The sequence below is a fragment of the Brachybacterium zhongshanense genome, from assembly GCF_055385755.1.
In genome coordinates this window covers 2,861,153-2,877,083 of record NZ_AP043790.1, presented here as the reverse complement: position 1 = coordinate 2,877,083, position 15,931 = coordinate 2,861,153, and the positions used below count along the sequence as shown (strand labels likewise).

14 protein-coding genes and 1 pseudogene are annotated in these 15,931 nt (G+C 68.2%); 8 read left to right on the top strand and 7 right to left on the bottom strand.

Annotated features, from left to right (window positions below; all coding sequences use genetic code 11):
• Positions 1-52 precede the first annotated feature (52 nt).
• From ACZ5AJ_RS12810 to ACZ5AJ_RS12795, 4 genes are all read right to left on the bottom strand, one after another.
• Positions 53-1,054 (bottom strand): hypothetical protein, encoded by a 1,002-nt coding sequence (locus ACZ5AJ_RS12810; protein WP_464135343.1) that lies wholly within the window; start codon positions 1,052-1,054, stop codon positions 53-55.
• A complete protein-coding gene (locus tag ACZ5AJ_RS12805; RefSeq protein ID WP_464135341.1) occupies positions 1,051-1,707 on the bottom strand; it encodes a polysaccharide pyruvyl transferase family protein in 657 nt (218 codons plus the stop codon). Before ACZ5AJ_RS12805 ends, ACZ5AJ_RS12810 begins: the two co-directional genes overlap by 4 nt.
• A gap of 324 nt (positions 1,708-2,031) precedes the next feature.
• The gene (locus ACZ5AJ_RS12800) at positions 2,032-3,198 is read right to left on the bottom strand and encodes a Coenzyme F420 hydrogenase/dehydrogenase, beta subunit C-terminal domain (protein WP_464135340.1); all 1,167 of its coding nucleotides are present in this window, start codon (positions 3,196-3,198) and stop codon (positions 2,032-2,034) included.
• Positions 3,199-3,464: 266 nt separating this feature from the next.
• A complete protein-coding gene (locus ACZ5AJ_RS12795) occupies positions 3,465-4,772 on the bottom strand; it encodes an ISL3 family transposase (RefSeq protein ID WP_464135338.1) in 1,308 nt (435 codons plus the stop codon).
• Positions 4,773-4,945: 173 nt separating this feature from the next.
• On the opposite strand from ACZ5AJ_RS12795, the gene ACZ5AJ_RS12790 reads away from it, so the two are divergent.
• Positions 4,946-6,058 (top strand): polysaccharide pyruvyl transferase family protein, encoded by a 1,113-nt coding sequence (locus ACZ5AJ_RS12790; protein ID WP_464135337.1) that lies wholly within the window; start codon positions 4,946-4,948, stop codon positions 6,056-6,058.
• A complete protein-coding gene (locus tag ACZ5AJ_RS12785; RefSeq protein WP_464135335.1) occupies positions 6,055-7,518 on the top strand; it encodes a lipopolysaccharide biosynthesis protein in 1,464 nt (487 codons plus the stop codon). Before ACZ5AJ_RS12790 ends, ACZ5AJ_RS12785 begins: the two co-directional genes overlap by 4 nt.
• 31 nt (positions 7,519-7,549) lie before the next feature.
• On the opposite strand, the pseudogene ACZ5AJ_RS12780 reads toward ACZ5AJ_RS12785, so the two are convergent.
• A pseudogene (locus ACZ5AJ_RS12780) lies at positions 7,550-7,786 on the bottom strand (IS3-like element ISAar24 family transposase); the annotation flags it as partial.
• Between the two features lie 594 nt (positions 7,787-8,380).
• Here ACZ5AJ_RS12780 and ACZ5AJ_RS12775 point away from each other — a divergent pair.
• From ACZ5AJ_RS12775 to ACZ5AJ_RS12765, 3 genes are all read left to right on the top strand, one after another.
• The gene (locus ACZ5AJ_RS12775; protein ID WP_464135334.1) at positions 8,381-9,880 is read left to right on the top strand and encodes a sugar transferase; all 1,500 of its coding nucleotides are present in this window, start codon (positions 8,381-8,383) and stop codon (positions 9,878-9,880) included.
• A gap of 224 nt (positions 9,881-10,104) precedes the next feature.
• Positions 10,105-11,076: an acyltransferase family protein gene (locus ACZ5AJ_RS12770; protein WP_464135332.1), complete on the top strand. Its 972-nt coding sequence runs from the start codon at positions 10,105-10,107 to the stop codon at positions 11,074-11,076.
• The gene (locus ACZ5AJ_RS12765) at positions 11,073-11,693 is read left to right on the top strand and encodes a VanZ family protein (protein WP_464135331.1); all 621 of its coding nucleotides are present in this window, start codon (positions 11,073-11,075) and stop codon (positions 11,691-11,693) included. Before ACZ5AJ_RS12770 ends, ACZ5AJ_RS12765 begins: the two co-directional genes overlap by 4 nt.
• Here ACZ5AJ_RS12765 and ACZ5AJ_RS12760 read toward each other — a convergent pair.
• A complete protein-coding gene (locus ACZ5AJ_RS12760; protein ID WP_464135329.1) occupies positions 11,578-12,426 on the bottom strand; it encodes a nucleotidyltransferase family protein in 849 nt (282 codons plus the stop codon). The genes ACZ5AJ_RS12765 and ACZ5AJ_RS12760 overlap by 116 nt on opposite strands.
• A 79-nt stretch (positions 12,427-12,505) precedes the next feature.
• Here ACZ5AJ_RS12760 and manA point away from each other — a divergent pair, with 79 nt between their 5' ends.
• From manA to ACZ5AJ_RS12745, 3 genes are all read left to right on the top strand, one after another.
• Positions 12,506-13,708, top strand: coding sequence for a mannose-6-phosphate isomerase, class I (manA, locus tag ACZ5AJ_RS12755; protein ID WP_464135327.1), 1,203 nt, complete (start codon positions 12,506-12,508; stop codon positions 13,706-13,708).
• Between the two features lie 68 nt (positions 13,709-13,776).
• A complete protein-coding gene (locus ACZ5AJ_RS12750; protein WP_464135326.1) occupies positions 13,777-14,100 on the top strand; it encodes a PqqD family peptide modification chaperone in 324 nt (107 codons plus the stop codon).
• Positions 14,100-15,356, top strand: coding sequence for a hypothetical protein (locus ACZ5AJ_RS12745; RefSeq protein ID WP_464135324.1), 1,257 nt, complete (start codon positions 14,100-14,102; stop codon positions 15,354-15,356). The genes ACZ5AJ_RS12750 and ACZ5AJ_RS12745 overlap by 1 nt, the downstream gene beginning before the upstream one ends.
• 25 nt (positions 15,357-15,381) lie before the next feature.
• Here ACZ5AJ_RS12745 and ACZ5AJ_RS12740 read toward each other — a convergent pair whose 3' ends face one another.
• Positions 15,382-15,927, bottom strand: coding sequence for an arsenate reductase/protein-tyrosine-phosphatase family protein (locus tag ACZ5AJ_RS12740; protein ID WP_464135322.1), 546 nt, complete (start codon positions 15,925-15,927; stop codon positions 15,382-15,384).
• Between the last annotated feature and the right edge of the window lie 4 nt (positions 15,928-15,931).

Below are 15,931 nucleotides of genomic sequence, written 5' to 3'. Positions count from 1 at the left end.
CGGGCCGATAGCAGACCCGGGGCTATTCACTCCGTGTCAGCTACTCGGTCGATCACCCACCCGCAGCGCGAGCGCGAAGCATCGCGAGCTCCTGCTCGAGAACGGGGAGAGGATCATCGCTGAGGACTGCCGCGATGTCTCGCAGGCGAAGCCTCCAGTCCAGAGTCGCCTGAGCCTGGGATTGCAGCGCGGGCGGAGTCTCTTCCGTCCACGCCGCGACGGCCGACTTCACCTGCTCGAGCCCGCGGGCAAGGTTCATCGGATCGATCTCGACGGTGGCACCCGGCCAGAGTGTGTAGGACGCGGACGCAGGAGCCACTCCGGCGATCGCAGTGCCCGCGGCGAGCGCATCGGTCCACCGGCCCGTCAGGTACTCGCGCGTGGGATGTGTGTACGACGATGGGCTGACGGCGTTGGAGAACGCGAGGACGAACTTGGAGCGCTGTAGCGCTGCCCGGAGGTTCGCTTGGTTGACGCTGCTGTCGGTATCGAACGGTGGGCGGCCCTCGAACGTCAGTCCGAGGCGTTCCGCGGCATCTCGCGTCCGGTCGTCGTCCTGCCAGGCCTCGGGCTGGCGCCCCACGCGGACGAGATCCACTGGTCTGTTCGTGCATGCGGGGTCGACGGCGAGTGCATCGGTTCCCCATGGAGCCCAATGGACCACCGCACCTGTCGAGCGACGCCACTCGTCGAGGAGGTCGCGGTCGGTGATGAAGAGGTGGTCGAAATGGCGAGCTCCTCGGGTAATCCGTGGAATCCTGTCCGTCCAGAAGGAGTCGATCACCCATCCCGCGGTCGCCCGGTAACCCGGCAGCCATTGGCGGATGCGCGCCGCATAGGCGAGGTGGGCGGGGTTGGGTGCGATCACGAGCAGCGAGGACCTTCGACCGCGGCGGCGAGGCAGCTGTCCGGCGACCTTCCGCAGAACGGACACCTCACCGGCGTCCTCCGCCGCCAGCAGCTTGCCGTTCATGACGCGGGCGCACAGATGGGCGAGTTCATCGATGGGACCCCATCCCTGTCCCTGTGCGCGGATGTAGAGAACATCGATCATCGGGGGAGGTCCTTCTCATGAGGTGAGGAGCTTCGAGGGGACTGAGCGTCACCGCTGCCCCAGAGATCGGTAGGGAACGCTGCGAGGAGCGCCGGGTCGAGGACCGGGCCGCTGGTCAACCCGCCCATCTCGAGTGCGTCTCCGGCCGTCGGCGCGAAGGATACGTTCGAGCGACCTGTTCCTTCGTAATAGTCGAGATACTTGAACGCGGGTTCCGAGGGGGAGACCACGGCACGGGCGGGGACTCCGAGCGCTTCGGCGATGATGATCGCATGGAGGCTCGATCCGATGACGAGCTTCGAGTCCCGAATCGCACGGATGATCTCAGCCAGCGGGGACGTCGGAGCCATCGTCACGGTGCCGGGCATCTTCGGCGCCTCGCCGTCGTTCAAGTTGGCGATGTGCAGGATCTGTGTCGCGGGGCGGGTCTCGGGCGCGACCGGAGCGATCGAGTCGAGATCGAGCAGGAGGGCTGGGTCGCCGTAGACCTCGGGAGCGGCGACCCCCCGCTCCGCGAGATATGCCCGCGTGAGCGGGCCGCGGACCGCACGCACATCCAGGGAATCCGGGAGCGGGAGCTGCAGATGCTTGCCGTTCACACCGGCACCCCAGACGACCGTCCGAGCGGGGAGCATGTGCATGATGGAGCCCACGACAGCGACCTCAGGCGGTCGCTGCTCCCTGCTCGGTCTCAAGGCGGCCTCCCTCACTATCTGACGCACGACGTGAGGGCCGAGCAGATCGCCAAAGTTGTCCACTCGCGGGCCGAGCGGCGTCGACCTCGTCCACCGGAATGCCCTGCGGGGGCGGAGCCCGATCGGCCTGCGAGGATTCCAGTGGAGGACGTCCACGCCTCCGATGTTCTGCCGTTCCATGGATGCTCCCATTTCGGTCGATGGTCGACTAATGAGTCCTGAGTCCCTGCTGCGGTCGGGCGGTGGGCTCGACATCCCTCTCCACGGAACGTTCTGAAGCCCTCAGCTGCGGAAGCCTCGCTTCTGTCGATCTCTGACCCGGACGATCGTGCCGCGGAACTCTTTGAGGATCTGGCGGGGCCTGCGCATGGCGAAGCGAAGCAGGTTGAATCTCTTGTAGGTCGGTACTGGTCCCAGTGCGAGCCGGGTGCCGACCAGGCGTCCCAGGAGCAGTTGGCGTCGAGAGCGCTGATAGGGCTGCATCTGCGCGACGTCGTCGGCGGATGCCTCCGTGACCTCGATGACTCCGGCATCGATCGCCCGTCGGACGATGTCATAGCCGCGTGAGGTGCGTGCGATCAGTGCGCTCCGCCCGGGCTTGTCGCCGAACTCGGGGTATCCCTTGTCGTCAGCGACCCAGAAGTCGCCCGCGGAGATATCCGCGGACTCGCCGACACCATCGGCGCAGACTCGGCATCGCCATTGCACCGTCGGGCCGAGGGCGGCGCCCCATGATGCGGAGTAGCTGGTGGAGACCGCTGTTCCGTCCTCGGCGACGGCGGTGAACTGGCCGGGCCATCCGCGCCCTCGGTACCACATGTCGACGATGGGAGCCTCGGCAGGCATGCCCAGGTCTTCGATGAGACGGTCGGTCGCTGATTGCTGCGGAGTCCCGGCGCAGAAGAAGCTCATGATGATCGGGGGTTCTTCGTCGGGAGCGGTCTGGCGCCAGTAAGCGCGCAGGGCAGAGGCCTCGCAGGGCTTGCCCGTGAGGGCGCCGCCGTCCATGAAGACCGGGTCGGATGCGGAGAGAGCGGAGACCGGACCGTACCGAGAGCCGGCCGCTCGGAGCACCTGCTCCCTCGACATGATCGAGACGGGCACCGTACGCCGAGCGTCGGTCGGTGATGCCTGAGCGCCGAGGATGGAGCTCGCGTCCCCGGAGTCCAGGACGAACTGGTTGAGCGCGGAGAGGACCCCGCCGCTGCTTCCCTGATGCCGAAGCGTCGGGTCGGTCGCATGGGCGGCCCAGATCCCGATGATGGGACCGAGGATGGGATCCCTGCGGGAGCCTCGAGGACGCTGTGCTTCGACGGCGGACCCGGGGCAGGATGCCTTGAACACGCGAGCCGCCCGGTGGTCCTCCGTGGACCCGGCTCGTACCGCGGCCTCGTCGTCCGGCCCGTCCGCGATGCTCGGCCGCATGAAACCCTCGTTGCTCTCCACCATGCGGATGCGACTGTCCATCGCAGCGCAGAGCCCGCAGCCTGAGCACATCTGGGAGTCCACGACCTTGCGCACTTCTGCAAGAAAGCGACTCGTATCCTCGACGGAAGAGTTCACATGGCGCACCGTAATGGATGGGGCCTGTCGGAGCAATCGATGTTCGCCCGTCGGTCGGGGCGGACTTCGTATACCTGAGGGGTGCCGAGTGTTCTCCCGTGCGTGGACCGGCGCTTTTGCGCAGCAGAGAGAGGCGCGGGTATTCTGGCTCTTCACAGATGACGGTGTAGTTCGGTTCTGAATCCTCCGGTGTCGAGTAGGGCGCGGATGACGTAGTGGGCGAGGTTGCGGAAGCCGAGCGCGGTGCCACGGAGGTGCTCGAGTCGGCCGTTGATCGCTTCGGTGGGACCGTTGCTGGTGCCGGGGTGGTCGAAGTAGGCCAGCACGTCCAGGGCCCGTCGTTTCAGGGTTCGACCGAGAGTGATCAGCTCGGTGAGCTGCGTGGGCACTCCCTGGGTGAGGTCGTCGATCACGGCTTGCAGAGCCTTCTTCCCACTCGCGCGGTCGGGGTGGCGGTAGGCGGCGACGATGCGCTGGTAGATGCCCCAAGTCGCTTCGACCTCGACGTGCTCGTCTCGGGCGAACACGGCCTTCAGGCGGGTGATCTGCTTGTCGGTGAGCAGGTCAGCGCCGGTGTGCAGAACGCGCCGGATCCCGTAGAGCGGATCCCCAGATCGGCCCCGATGGCCGAGGGTGGCCTGTTGGACGCGTTGGCGGCACTGATCGATCTTCTCGCCGGCCAGGGCGACGACGTGGAAGGGGTCCATCACCGCGGTCGCCTCGGGCAGCTCCTCGGCGGTCGCGGTCTTGAAGCCGGAGAACCCGTCCATCGCGACGACCTCGACCCCGTCCCGGAACTGGGCGGTCTGGCCATCGAGCCAGGTCGTGAACACTTTCTTCGAGCGTCCCGGGACCATGTCCAGGAGCCTGGAGGGGCCGGTGCCGTCGCGGATCGGAGTCAGGTCGATGATGACGGTGACGTACTTGCTGCCCCGACGGGTGTGGGACCACACGTGCTCGTCCACGCCGATGACGCGGACCCCGTCGAGGCGGGTGGGATCGTTGATCAGCAGCTGCTGGCCGGTGGCCAGAATCGCATCGTTGGCGGTGTTCCAGGCGACTGCGAGCCCGGCGGCGATCCGGGCGACGGACAAGCGATCGATGACCACGCCCTTGAGCGCCCACAGCGCGGCGTGCCGGGAGAGGACAGCGCGGGGCTCGGCCGCGGTCGAGGTGTCCTGGCGCCACACGCTACGGCAGTCCGGGCACCGGTAACGACGCACTCTGACCTGCAGCATCGTGGGACGCCAGCCCAGCGGGACGTGGGTGAGACGCCGGATCACCGTGCCCCGGGAGACGCCTTGCTGGCCGCAACCGTGGCACCAGTTGTCCGGTTCGAGCACGCGACACTCCAACACCGATCGGTGCGGCTCGATCAGCTGCCCCGTCACGGTCAGGCCCAGCCGGTCGAGCTGGCAGAAGGTATCGAGATCGGGCGCGGTGAAGGTAGCGTTGAGCACGTCGAGGTCTTCCAGATGGCGAGCGTAGGAACTTCCATCATCGGGAGACCTCGACGTCTATCCCGACACCGCCGCGCCGCCAGCTCCTACACCCTCATCTGTGAAGAGCCGGTATTCTGGCCCTCGGTGCGGCGGGAGGCTTCCGGAGGCCGCAGACCTAGCGGAAGGCTGCGATGCGAGCTCTAGTCCTGTGGGCGACGAAGGATCACCCGAATCTCGGAGTGGCGGCTCTGGCTGTCGGAGCTGAATCGCTCTTGCGGCGCGCTTTCGGTGATGATGTCGACGTGCGCTTCCACGGTATGGGCGGGGCGGACAACCCGATGAATGACGGGCCGGTGAACATCAGCCACGCAGTTCCGCTCCTGAAGCAGCGGATCCTGAAGCCCGAGGCGATGAAGGAATGGTTGCGCTCCTTCGACCTCGTCCTCGATATGCGTGGCGGCGATAGCTTCACCGACATCTATACGGTCAAGCAGCTGATGAAGATGACGCAGATCGGCCTCTACGCCCGCCAGTGGGGAGTGCCGCTCGTGATGGGACCGCAGACGATCGGTCCCTTCGACACCCGCAGAGGACGCGTGCTCGCACGGGCGACGCTGAAGTCTGCGACGGCCGTCATGGTCCGCGATCCCGAGAGCGCGCGCGCCTCCGGCGCGCTCGGCAGAGCGGTCGATGTGATCGCGACGGATGTCGCCTTCGCGATCCCGGTGCCGGAGAGGGCCTCCCAGCATGACGTCCTCCTGAACGCCTCCGGATTGCTGTGGAACCCGAATCCTCATGTCGATCATCAGGAGTATCGGGAGTCCCTCCGTGCGCTGATCTCGGAGCTCCAGGAGAGAGGACGCACCGTCTCTCTGCTCGCTCATGTGGCGAGTGGAGCGAACTCGGCGTCCCGCGGCGCGGACAACGATCTCAACGCTGTCGAGGCACTTGCTGCGGAGTTCGGCGGAGATGTCGTCGTGCCGGAGGGCCTCGAAGATGTTCGTCGGATGGTCGCGTCGGCGCGCGTCGTCATCGGTGCGCGCATGCACGCCTGCCTGAACGCGCTCTCCGTCGGGACTCCCGCCATCGCGATGGCCTACTCGAGGAAGTTCGGCCCGCTCCTCTCCCCGCTGGGATGGGATCGGACCGTCGATCTTCGCCGGGGAGGCTCGATCAGCGATCGCGTCCTCTCATCGATGGAGGACGGGGCGGCGCTCGAGATCGAGGCGGCAGCTGTCAGGGATAGGGCGGATTCCCTGATGGAGCTCGCGGTCGTGGGGATCCGGCGGGCGCTCTCCGAATGACCAAGGGGGCGGATGATCCCAACCTCGGCGTCCAGGGCGGGAGGAGCGCCCTGCTGGGGATGGCGGGTCAGTTCGGAAAGCTCGCTGTCAACCTGCTCTCGATGGTGGTCCTGGCGCGGCTGATCGGAGCGGAGGATTACGGGCTCATCGCCATGGTCGTCTCGCTCGTCGGGGTCGCAGACCTGATTCGTGACATGGGGCTCTCGGCCGCGGCGGTCCGATCTCCCTCGCTGAGCCTGCAGCAGCGTACGAACCTCTGGTGGATCAACACGTTCCTCGGCGGCGCGTGCATGGTGGCGGTCTGCGCTCTCGCGCCTCTCATCGCGTGGTTCTACGGAGAACCGAAGGTGACGCTTCTGGCTATGGCGATGTCCATGCTCTTCGCCTTCGGCGGCATGACGACGCAATACAGTGCAGATCTCATGCGGCGGCTGAAGTTCGGCCGCCAGGCGGCCGCAAGCGTATCTGCGGCGATGGTCGCCTTTCTTGCGGCTCTCGGCACGGCGATGCTGGGCTGGGGGTATTGGTCGCTTGCGCTGCAGCAGATCCTCGGTGCGCTGCTGACGCTCGTCTTCTTCGCCATCGCTGCCGGCTGGCTCCCGGGGCGTTTCCGTCGAGGAGCAGGAACCCGGGAGTTCTTCCGCTTCGGAATGCCTCTCTTCGGCACGCAAATACTCACTTACTACAGTGGGAACATCGACTCCATCCTCGTCGGCAGGATGTTCGGCAGTGCGAGCCTCGGTTTCTACAGTCGAGGCATCCAGGTCGTGCGGATGCCGATGAACCAGATCCGCTCCCCGTTGAGCAATGTCGCGCTCAGTACGCTGTCCAAGGTGAGGGAAGACCGCGAGCGCTACGCGGGATTCGTCGCCACGGCGCAGCTGGCGGTCCTCTATCCCACTGCGATCCTCTCCACCGGGCTCGCTGCGACCTCCCAGGATGTGATCCCGATCGTCCTCGGCGGCGGCTGGGGGCCGGTCGCCGCCTTCGTGACGCTGTTCGCGCTCGGGGACATGGTCTCCTCGCTCTCGTCCGCAGGTGGCTGGCTGTATCTCTCGGAGGGGAAGAGTGGTGCCCTTCTTCGATACACCGTCATCTCTGCCGTCGTGCGCATCACCCTGTTCGTGGGAGCCGCGTTCATCGGGATCCATGCCGTCGCAGCGGTGTACCCGGTGGCCTCGCTGCTCCTCTGGCCCTTCTCGCTGTGGTACTGCCAACGTGCGACCGGCTATTCGACCAGGCCCCTCTTCAACTCCTCGTTCCGCGTCTTCTGCACGACGGGTGCGTCCTTCGTGGTCGCGTACCTCAGCCGGTTCGCGTTTGAAGACGGGGGCCTGCTGCGGTTCCTCGTGACAGGGACGGTCTACGTCGCGACATTCGCACTCTTCCTACTGGTGCCTGCGATCCGACGTGACCTCGCGAACGTCGTCGCGACGGGAAGGAAGATCCTCTCACGCTGATGTCCTAGGTGCAGTCGGTCATGACGCTGCCGACTCCGACCTTCTCATCGAGCTGCGTCGCGGACCGGCGGAGGATCGCGACCTCCTGCACGAGCTGCCGGACACGGCCGGGCGTCGTGCGGAGCTCGGCAGGGTCCTGGCTGCTTCGGCCTTGCCGGCGGCCGTGGTCGACATCGTCCTGTCGTCGTCGACTGTGGGGTGCGGCCTCGCGGATGCCGAGGGCCTGCACAGTCTGCTCGACCTGGCTGCACTCGAGGACCAGAGAGATGGCAGGGGGCCGGAACTCGGGAGGGTGCGGGCAGCGCGAGCGGAGGGCCTTCCTAGAAGACGACCGACGAGCGACGTCTGTCGGGAGCCGTCCCGTGGATCAGGTCGGTGTGACATCGAACCGCGCATCGGTCCCCAAGCCATGGCCCCGGTCCGTTCCTGCAGAAGGCAAGGGTTCCTGGGGTACGAGGGCGTTCGGAACCGTTCGAAACCTCTTGTCGGCACCTCTTCCCGATGGAACGCGTTTGCCTTCACGCGCCTGAATGCGCTTTCTTTTGCAATCCGCTGCAAGTTCTGGCCCATCCGGGCTCCGCTGGGCTCGCGCGGGGGCTGCGACATATTGACGGCCAGGTAACCTCCTGGTCGGGACGGTGCGGCCGATGTGTCGAAGCTCATGTGATCTACAAGTCTGCACGTGGCGGCCGATTTTTCAGCCGCGAAGCGAGCCTGCTCTTGTTGCAAGAACTGCAAGCCCGCAGGGCGGGAAGAAGGGCCCTTCCCAGATCGCGCCCGAGCCCTAGGATAGTGGTGCGCGCCAATGAATCGGTCGCGCATTTGCGTCGTCTTTCATGTCCATCCTCAGCCCCGGGGGATCATGTCGTCTCTGCAGCAGCCGTACGGCCTCGAGTCGTCGGCGATCATTCCCACCTCGACGGTGCGCACCTTCTCTCCCGGTGACGCCCGCGTCCTCAGCAAGCTGTCTGTCGGAGCTCTGCTCCTGGCCGACGTGATCGCGCTGTGCATCGCCATGGGCATCGCCTACGCGGCGCGCCAGTCGATCCTCGGCACGGCGGAGGATCTCTCGCAGAACGTCATCGACGCCGCGATCGTCATCGCCGCCGGCTGGCTCCTCGCGATCACCCTGTTCGGGGGATACGACGTGCGGCTCGTCCCGGCGGGCTCCGAGCTGTTCAGCAACGTGCTGCATGCGTCCCTCGCCGCAGCGGGCATCGTCGGCTCGGTCGTGTATCTGCTGCAGATCGAGCTCTCGCGCGGCTTCTTCGTCGTGTTCTTCCTGGTCGGGCCCGCGCTGCTGCTGGTGGATCGGTTGATCCTGCGGCGAGTGCTGAACGGTCTGCGCGCCAGCGGGCGCTTCCGCCGCACCGTGATCGCCGTCGGTCCACTGGGTCATGTCGACGGCGTCGCGCGCACCATCCACCGCGAGCGCTGGCTCGGCTACGACATCGTCGGCGCCATCACCCCCGGCGGCGCGGTCGGGAGCAGCTCGGGCCTCGGCATCCCCGTCCTCGGCGGCGAGGACGATCTCCTGCGCGTCGCCGAGCACGAGCGTCCCGGGATCCTGCTGTTCACCTCGGGCGCGACATCGACCTCCGAGGAGTTCCGGCGCATCGCCTGGAAGCTCGAGGACATCGACGTCAGCGTCATCGTCGCCCCCGCGCTCAGCGAGATCTCCTCGAACCGCGTCCAGATGCGCCCGGTCGCCGGCCTCCCGCTCGTGCACATGGATCTGCCCCGCTCGCGCCACTCGCTGAAGTGGACCAAGCGCGCCTTCGACATCGTCGTGAGCGCCACGCTGCTGCTCGTGATCTCCCCGGTCCTCGCCGCGATTGCGCTGGTCGTCCGCGGGTACGACCGCGGCCAGGTGATCTTCCGCCAGTCCCGCATCGGCCGCGACGGCACGCCCTTCGAGTTCCTGAAGTTCCGGTCGATGGTCACCGACGCCGAGGCGATCCGCGTCGAGATGGTCGAACGCGCGGAGCAGGACCGCGGCAACGACGTCATGTTCAAGATGCGCGACGACCCGCGCATCACCCGACCGGGGAAGTTCCTGCGCCGCTATTCGCTCGACGAGCTGCCGCAGCTGTGGAACGTGCTGCGCGGCGACATGAGCCTCGTCGGTCCGCGCCCCGCCCTCCCGCACGAGGTCGACGCCTACGACGACGACGCCCGTCGCCGCCTCGACGTCCGGCCCGGCATCACTGGCCTCTGGCAGGTCTCCGGGCGCTCTGACCTCTCCTGGGAGGACACGGTCCGGCTCGACCTCTACTACGTGGACAACTGGTCGTTCGTCCAGGACCTGCAGATCCTGATGCGCACGGTCCGTGCTGTGCTCGCCTCCTCGGGCGCCTATTGATCATTCGATGCGGATCGGGTCTCCTAGGCCAGGTGATTCCTTCCCGGCCTCCCGGGGCCGAAGTCTGATCGTGAACGAAGGGTGCCGACGAGGTGACAGCGAATGTCCAAGCTCGCCGGGGCGAGAAGAGCGAACGAACCTCGAGGTCGGTACGTCCTCTCGGTGAAGGGCTCGGGTCGGGGGACAATGCGATCAATGCGATCCGTCTCCTCCTGGCGGTCCTCGTGCTCATTTCGCATACCGGAGCGATCAGCGGAATCGCTCCGCTCCTTCCTGTCGACAGGCTCGGAAACTGGGCCGTCGACGGCTTCTTCCTGATCTCCGGCTTCTTCATCGCGGGCAGCGGGATGCGCTCAACGTGGTTCTCCTTCGGTGTGCGACGCCTCGCGCGGATCTACCCGGGATATTGGGTGCAGCTCCTGGCGGTCGGCCTGGTCTTCGCTCCGCTCGCGGTGCTCCTCGGGAGCGGACGGTGGAGCGTCTCGGCAGCCGCGGACTACGTCATCACGAATGCGTCGACCTTCGAGCTGATCTGGGTGATGGAGGGTTCTGTCTTCCCTCACTACGACGCATGGAACGGGTCGATGTGGACGCTGTCCTATGAGCTGACCGCCTACCTGGTGTGCGGTCTCCTCGTCGCCGTCAAGTGGGTGAGGAAGCACTTCGTGGCCGTCGCCGCGGTGGGCTTCATCGGGACGATGCTGTTCCTCCTGACCGCCGAGCCGCTCCTGGACGTCACGACGAACCACTATCTCCGTCTCGCTCGCCTCGGCTCCTACTTCTGCGTCGGCATGCTGGCCTATGCGCTGAGGGACCGACTCCGTTTCGGCCCCGGTCCGGTCGCCCTCGCAGGCGTCCTCGCCGCGGTCCTGTACGCGGTCCCGTGGGGCGAGCACGCCGCCCAGGTCCCGCTGATGGTGCTGCTGCTGGGTCTGGGAGTCCTGCTCCCGATCCGCTTCGGGAGCCGTAACGACCTCTCCTACGGCTACTACCTCTACGCCTTCCCGATTCAGCAGCTCGTCGCGATAGCGCTCGGGGATCGCGGGAGCTGGTGGGCCCACATGATGATCGCCGCAGTGCTCACAGCCGGCGCCGCGGCCTTCTCCTGGTTCCTCGTGGAGAGGCCGGCCATCCGTGGGGCGAGGAGCTTCGTGATGTGGGTGAGAGGACGATGGTGGCTTCCGATCCCGGCATGATCTCGAACGCAGACGGACAGGAGCGGGGCGGACAGATGCGAGAGGCGCTAGGTACCGAGAAGCGTTCGACCGGCAGGCTCCCGATCGGCATCACGGCCATCGCGGTGGCGCTCATCGCCCTCTACCCCCTTGCCGCCGGCACCCTGCTCCTGACCTCCGACGGCTGGGGCGTGAACCGGCTGAACGTGCATGTCTGGTTCGCCGTGACGGGCGCGCTCGGGGTGCGCGAGCACGTGACGCCGGAGGAGTTCGCGACCATCGCGAACGTCCTGCTGTTCATCCCGTTCTTCGCGGCCCTGGCCGTGCTCCTGCCGCGCTGGTGGTGGATCGTCGTCGGCACCGCGATCTCCAGTGCGGTCGAGCTGTATCAGCTGGTCATCGGCTCGCGGGACGCGACGTTCGAGGACGTCGCCACGAACACGCTCGGTGCGGCGATCGGGACCGGGGCGGGGATCCTGCTGCGCCGGCTCCTCGCGAGGCGATCGCCGGTGCCCCCGCCGGTCAGCGCGACGAGCGCAGTGAGCGCGCCATCCGACCCCAACGGCTCCACCACTCCCGACGGATCTCCTGCCGGGTCGGAGCATGCCCCAGACGGAGGCCCAGATGATCGCGATTGACCCGCAGGGACTCGCCGAGGATCGCCAGCGTCTGATGGGGCGATCGGGCATCCCGCAGGCGCGCCCGCCACACCGCGGTCGGGTTCGCGCCGGCGTGCACCGCACGCCACAGGTGCTCCCCGGGAAGACCGACGGCGCGCTCCTCGCGCCCGGTGGCGAGAGCCAGTGGGACCGTCGCCCCGAGCTCCTCGGCCACGGCGTCGATGCGCGCATGCTCGGCCTCGTCGACCTCGGTCCAGGACACGCGCACATCGTGCCCGCGGCGCCCCATGGAGTCGCGGGCGGCGTGGACGAGGAGCACCAGGCGCTGGATCGTGAGCGTGGGGACCGCGCAGTCGATGCCGCCGAGGTCGACCGTCTCGTGCTCGGACCAGAGGCGCTCGAAGGTGCGGCGGGGGTCCTCGTCGAGGCCGGGGAACGAGCGGTGGACGTCCACCGTCCCCCACAGCTGGTGATGGAACGTCGCCGCATGCCCGAAGACGCTGCCGTGCTCGAAGCTCGTCACGTTCTGCCAGTGGTTCCGCTCGAGGGCGGCGGAGAGCTCGCTGATGCGATCGGGATCCACGAGGACGTCGCAGTCCGTCGAGGGCCGGCGTCCCGCGGCGAGGAGCGGATGCAGCGCCTCGCCTTTGAGATGCAGCTGGCGAACTCCCGCATCTCGGGCAAGATGTTCGAGGCAGCCGTGCGCAAGTCGAAGGCGCGCCTGCGCGGGAACCTGCACGAGTTCGCTCATGCGGCAGAGTCTAAGCGGATGCCCGGTCGGGCTCCGATGCCGATCGCCGGTCCGACGGATACGCGAAGAGGAGTTTTCCATGTGGGAGCTTGAAGGGCGCATCCAGGATTACGCATGGGGATCTCCCAGTGCGATTCCTGCATTCCTCGGACGTCCGGAGGACGGGAGGCCCTGGGCGGAGGTCTGGTTCGGCTCGCATCCGGTCGCGCCGTCGACCCTCGCCGACGGACGCTCCCTGGAGCGAGCGATCGCGGAGGACCCGCGGCGGATGCTCGGCGAGGGCGTCATCCGCGCCTTCGGCGACCGCCTGCCCTATCTGCTCAAGGTGATCGCCCCCGCTAAGCCCCTGTCGCTGCAGGTCCATCCCACGAGGGGCCACGCGGCCGAGTCCTTCGCCGCGGAGAACGCGGCGGGTCTGGTCCTGGACTCCCCGCGACGCAACTACCGCGACGACAACCACAAGCCCGAGATGCTGGTCGCGCTGACCGAGTTCCGTGCGCTGTGCGGCTTCCGGACGCCGCGCCGCGCGGCGGCGATGCTGCAGGATCTCGGGACCCCGCTCTCGGACCGCCTGCACGGGCTGCTCGTCCAGCATCCGACGGCGCACGGCATGCGCGCGGCGTTCCGCGCCCTCGTGGCCTCGTCGATGCGACCCGATCCGGCGGAGGTCGATGCGGTGGTGGCGGCGTGCGCGAGCCGCCTCGCCTCCGGCCGCTCGCCTTCGCCGCGCATCGACGGCACGGTCGCTCTCCTCGCCGAGCATCATCCCGGGGACCCCGGCGTCGTGGCGGCCCTCCTGCTGAACCCTGTCACCCTGCAGCCGGGGGAGGCGATGTTCGTCCCGGCGGGCGCCCTCCACGCCTACCTCCACGGGGTCGGCATCGAGATCATGGCGGCCAGCGACAACGTGTTGCGCGCGGGTCTCACCCCCAAGAAGGTGGATGCTGAGGAGATGCTCCAATGCGTCAGCGTCTCCGCCGCTCCTCCGCTCCGCGTCGCCCCCGAGCACCAGAACGCGACGTCCTCCGCCTACTACGCGCCGGTCGACGACTTCGAGCTGTCCCTGACCTCGGTCGCGGACCCGCCCGGGGCGTTCCGCGGCCGTCATCCGGTGCCGGGCAGCGGGCCCCGCACGGTCCTGGGCCTGGAGGGGGAGCTGCTCCTCGAATCGGACACCGGCAGACACGTCCTCACCGCCGGTCGGGCGCTGTTCGTCCCTGCCTCGGCCGGAGCGCTGCGCGTCGGCGGCTCCGGACGCCTCGTCCAGGCGAGCGTGCCGTGATCGGAAGGACGGGACGGGCAGGGACGACGGATCGGGAGACGGAGGAGGCGCGGGATACGGTAGAGGGCATGCGCTACCGGCTGGGTCATGTCGTGGTCGACGGAGACGAGCTCGGATTCTGGGTCGGGCGCCTTCCCGACGGACCCATCATGCGGATGAACGGGTCCGGAGCGTTGATCCTCGAAGTGCTCCTGGACAGCCAGGACGCACAGCATGGGGCGGGGATGAGCGCCGTAGAGGTGGCCTCCCGGCTCAGGGCTGACATGGACGATCTTCCGAGCGGCATCGAGATCGAGGTCGACGAGTTCCTCGCGGACCTCGCCGAGCAGGGCGTCCTCGTCCCGGAGCGCCGTCCTCCGGCGAGGCCCGCTCGGGAAGCGAGCGAGCGGTGATGGTCGAGCCCACGAGCGCACTGGCGACGACCAGGACGCTGCGCGTGGAGGCAGCAGGCGTCCGCGTGCGTCTGGAGTTCGGGCCGGGGCTCGAGGAGGTCGCCGCGGAGATCCGCACGATCTGGGACCACCTCCTGGTGGAGGACGCCGACCGGGCGGACGGCGTGGACGACGCGGTCCTGTCCTATGCGGCCCTCGAAGCGACCCTCGAGGAACAGGCTTCCTCGCCGATGTCTTCGCCGCTGTACTCGCCGACAGCCCCGCCGGCGACCCGTCTGGGAGCCGACGAGGGAGCGGGCTACCAGATCTCGGGGGACATCACGCGAGAGGTGATCCGTCGGCTCATCGGGCGCGCGATCCTGCTGCATGCCGGCATCGTCGACCATCCGAGGCTCGGCGTGGTGGCCCTCATCGGGCCGTCGGGCGCAGGGAAGTCGACGGCGGTGGCGCACCTGGCGCGGGACGGTCGCTATGTGACCGATGAGCTGGCGATCCTCGACCCTGAGGACTTCTCCGTCTCGCCGTACCCGAAGCCCGTCTCGCTCCGGCGCCCCCCGGAACGATCGAGGAGAGGCCGCAAGGTCGACCTCGGGCCCGCGGCGATGAGCCTGGACCCTGCGCGCACCTGCGGCCCTCCGGAGATGCTCGTCCTGCTGGACAGGATCCGGGGCGGCGCCCAGTCGGGGCAGGAGAAGGAGCCGGAGCTGGGGCAGGAGAAGGAGCTGGACAGCATCGGTGTCGAGCGGGTTCCCCTGCAGTCCGCGCTCCCCGCGCTGATCGCCCAGTCCTCGTCGCTCTGCGAGGTCCCGGACGGGCTTGCGCGGCTGACGGAGCTGGCCGTGCGCACGGGCGGGGTGGTCCGTGTCCGCTATCGGGAGTCCGAGCAGCTCGCCGCGCTCCTCGGGCGGCTGCCCGCTCCCGTGCAGGAGGTGTGGGAAGCGGTGCCGTCGTCGGCCTCCGCCCTCGCGACGGTCCCCGAGCAGCCCTCTCATCCGGAGGCGCTGAGCGTCGAGCCGTCCGGTCAGGCCGTGGTCGCCGAGAGCGGGGTCGTCGTGCTGCGCGGGTCTGAGAGCCTCGCCTTCGAGGGGCTCACCGCGGTGGTCTGGGATGAGCTGCAGCTGGTCGGGGAGGCGACGCCGGACGAGCTCGTCGCCCGCGTCGTCGACCGCATGGGCCCGCATCCCCGGGCGAAGGAGCTCGTCGCCGAGGCGCTGGACCGGCTGCACGACAGCAGGCTCCTGATCCCCCGCGGGTGACCCGCGACGGGCGCATGACGACCTCTCAGCGACGGAGGGCCCCGGCCAGGGTCTCGACGGCCCGGTCCAGCCTCGCCGCGACCTCGCGAGCGACCTCGGGGGAGCGCCGGTACGGATCGGGCACTTCGGCAGAGGCCGACGGACGCCGCCTGCTCCACACCGAGATCGCCTGGTCGAGGGGGAGGCCGCCGTCGAGGATCTCGGTCAGAACCTCCGCGGAGTCCAGCAGGACGATGCGGCGCGCCGCCGCGGGGAACTCGTCGATGAGGTAGGCGCGCTGACGGCGGGACATGGTCACGATGAGGTCCGCGTTCATCGCGGCGGCGTCGACCTGGCGGGCGGCGAAGCCGTCGGCCGAGACGCCGTGCGCGGAGAGGAGATCGCGCATGGCCTCCTCCATCGGGTGGCCGACGAGGGCTCCGATCCCGGCGCTCGACACCTCGAGATCCGGGGCCAGCTCCTGGAGCCGGAGATGAGCGTACGGGGACCGGCAGATGTTGCCCGTGCACACCACGAGCACCGAGCGGATCCCGGGGGTCATGGGTGTCGGCGAATCGGAGGCGGAGCTCATCCAT

What these genes read in the sequence shown, in the direction of transcription:
- ACZ5AJ_RS12810 (WP_464135343.1), bottom strand. Translation starts at nt 1,054, where the DNA reads ATGATCGATGTTCTCTACATCCGCGCACAGGGACAGGGATGGGGTCCC.
- ACZ5AJ_RS12800 (WP_464135340.1), bottom strand. Translation starts at nt 3,198, where the DNA reads ATGGTGGAGAGCAACGAGGGTTTCATGCGGCCGAGCATCGCGGACGGG.
- ACZ5AJ_RS12790 (WP_464135337.1), top strand. Translation starts at nt 4,946, where the DNA reads ATGCGAGCTCTAGTCCTGTGGGCGACGAAGGATCACCCGAATCTCGGA.
- ACZ5AJ_RS12785 (WP_464135335.1), top strand. Translation starts at nt 6,055, where the DNA reads ATGACCAAGGGGGCGGATGATCCCAACCTCGGCGTCCAGGGCGGGAGG.
- ACZ5AJ_RS12775 (WP_464135334.1), top strand. Translation starts at nt 8,381, where the DNA reads ATGTCGTCTCTGCAGCAGCCGTACGGCCTCGAGTCGTCGGCGATCATT.
- ACZ5AJ_RS12765 (WP_464135331.1), top strand. Translation starts at nt 11,073, where the DNA reads ATGATCTCGAACGCAGACGGACAGGAGCGGGGCGGACAGATGCGAGAG.
- ACZ5AJ_RS12760 (WP_464135329.1), bottom strand. Translation starts at nt 12,426, where the DNA reads ATGAGCGAACTCGTGCAGGTTCCCGCGCAGGCGCGCCTTCGACTTGCG.
- manA (WP_464135327.1), top strand. Translation starts at nt 12,506, where the DNA reads ATGTGGGAGCTTGAAGGGCGCATCCAGGATTACGCATGGGGATCTCCC.
- ACZ5AJ_RS12750 (WP_464135326.1), top strand. Translation starts at nt 13,777, where the DNA reads ATGCGCTACCGGCTGGGTCATGTCGTGGTCGACGGAGACGAGCTCGGA.
- ACZ5AJ_RS12745 (WP_464135324.1), top strand. Translation starts at nt 14,100, where the DNA reads ATGGTCGAGCCCACGAGCGCACTGGCGACGACCAGGACGCTGCGCGTG.
- ACZ5AJ_RS12740 (WP_464135322.1), bottom strand. Translation starts at nt 15,927, where the DNA reads ATGAGCTCCGCCTCCGATTCGCCGACACCCATGACCCCCGGGATCCGC.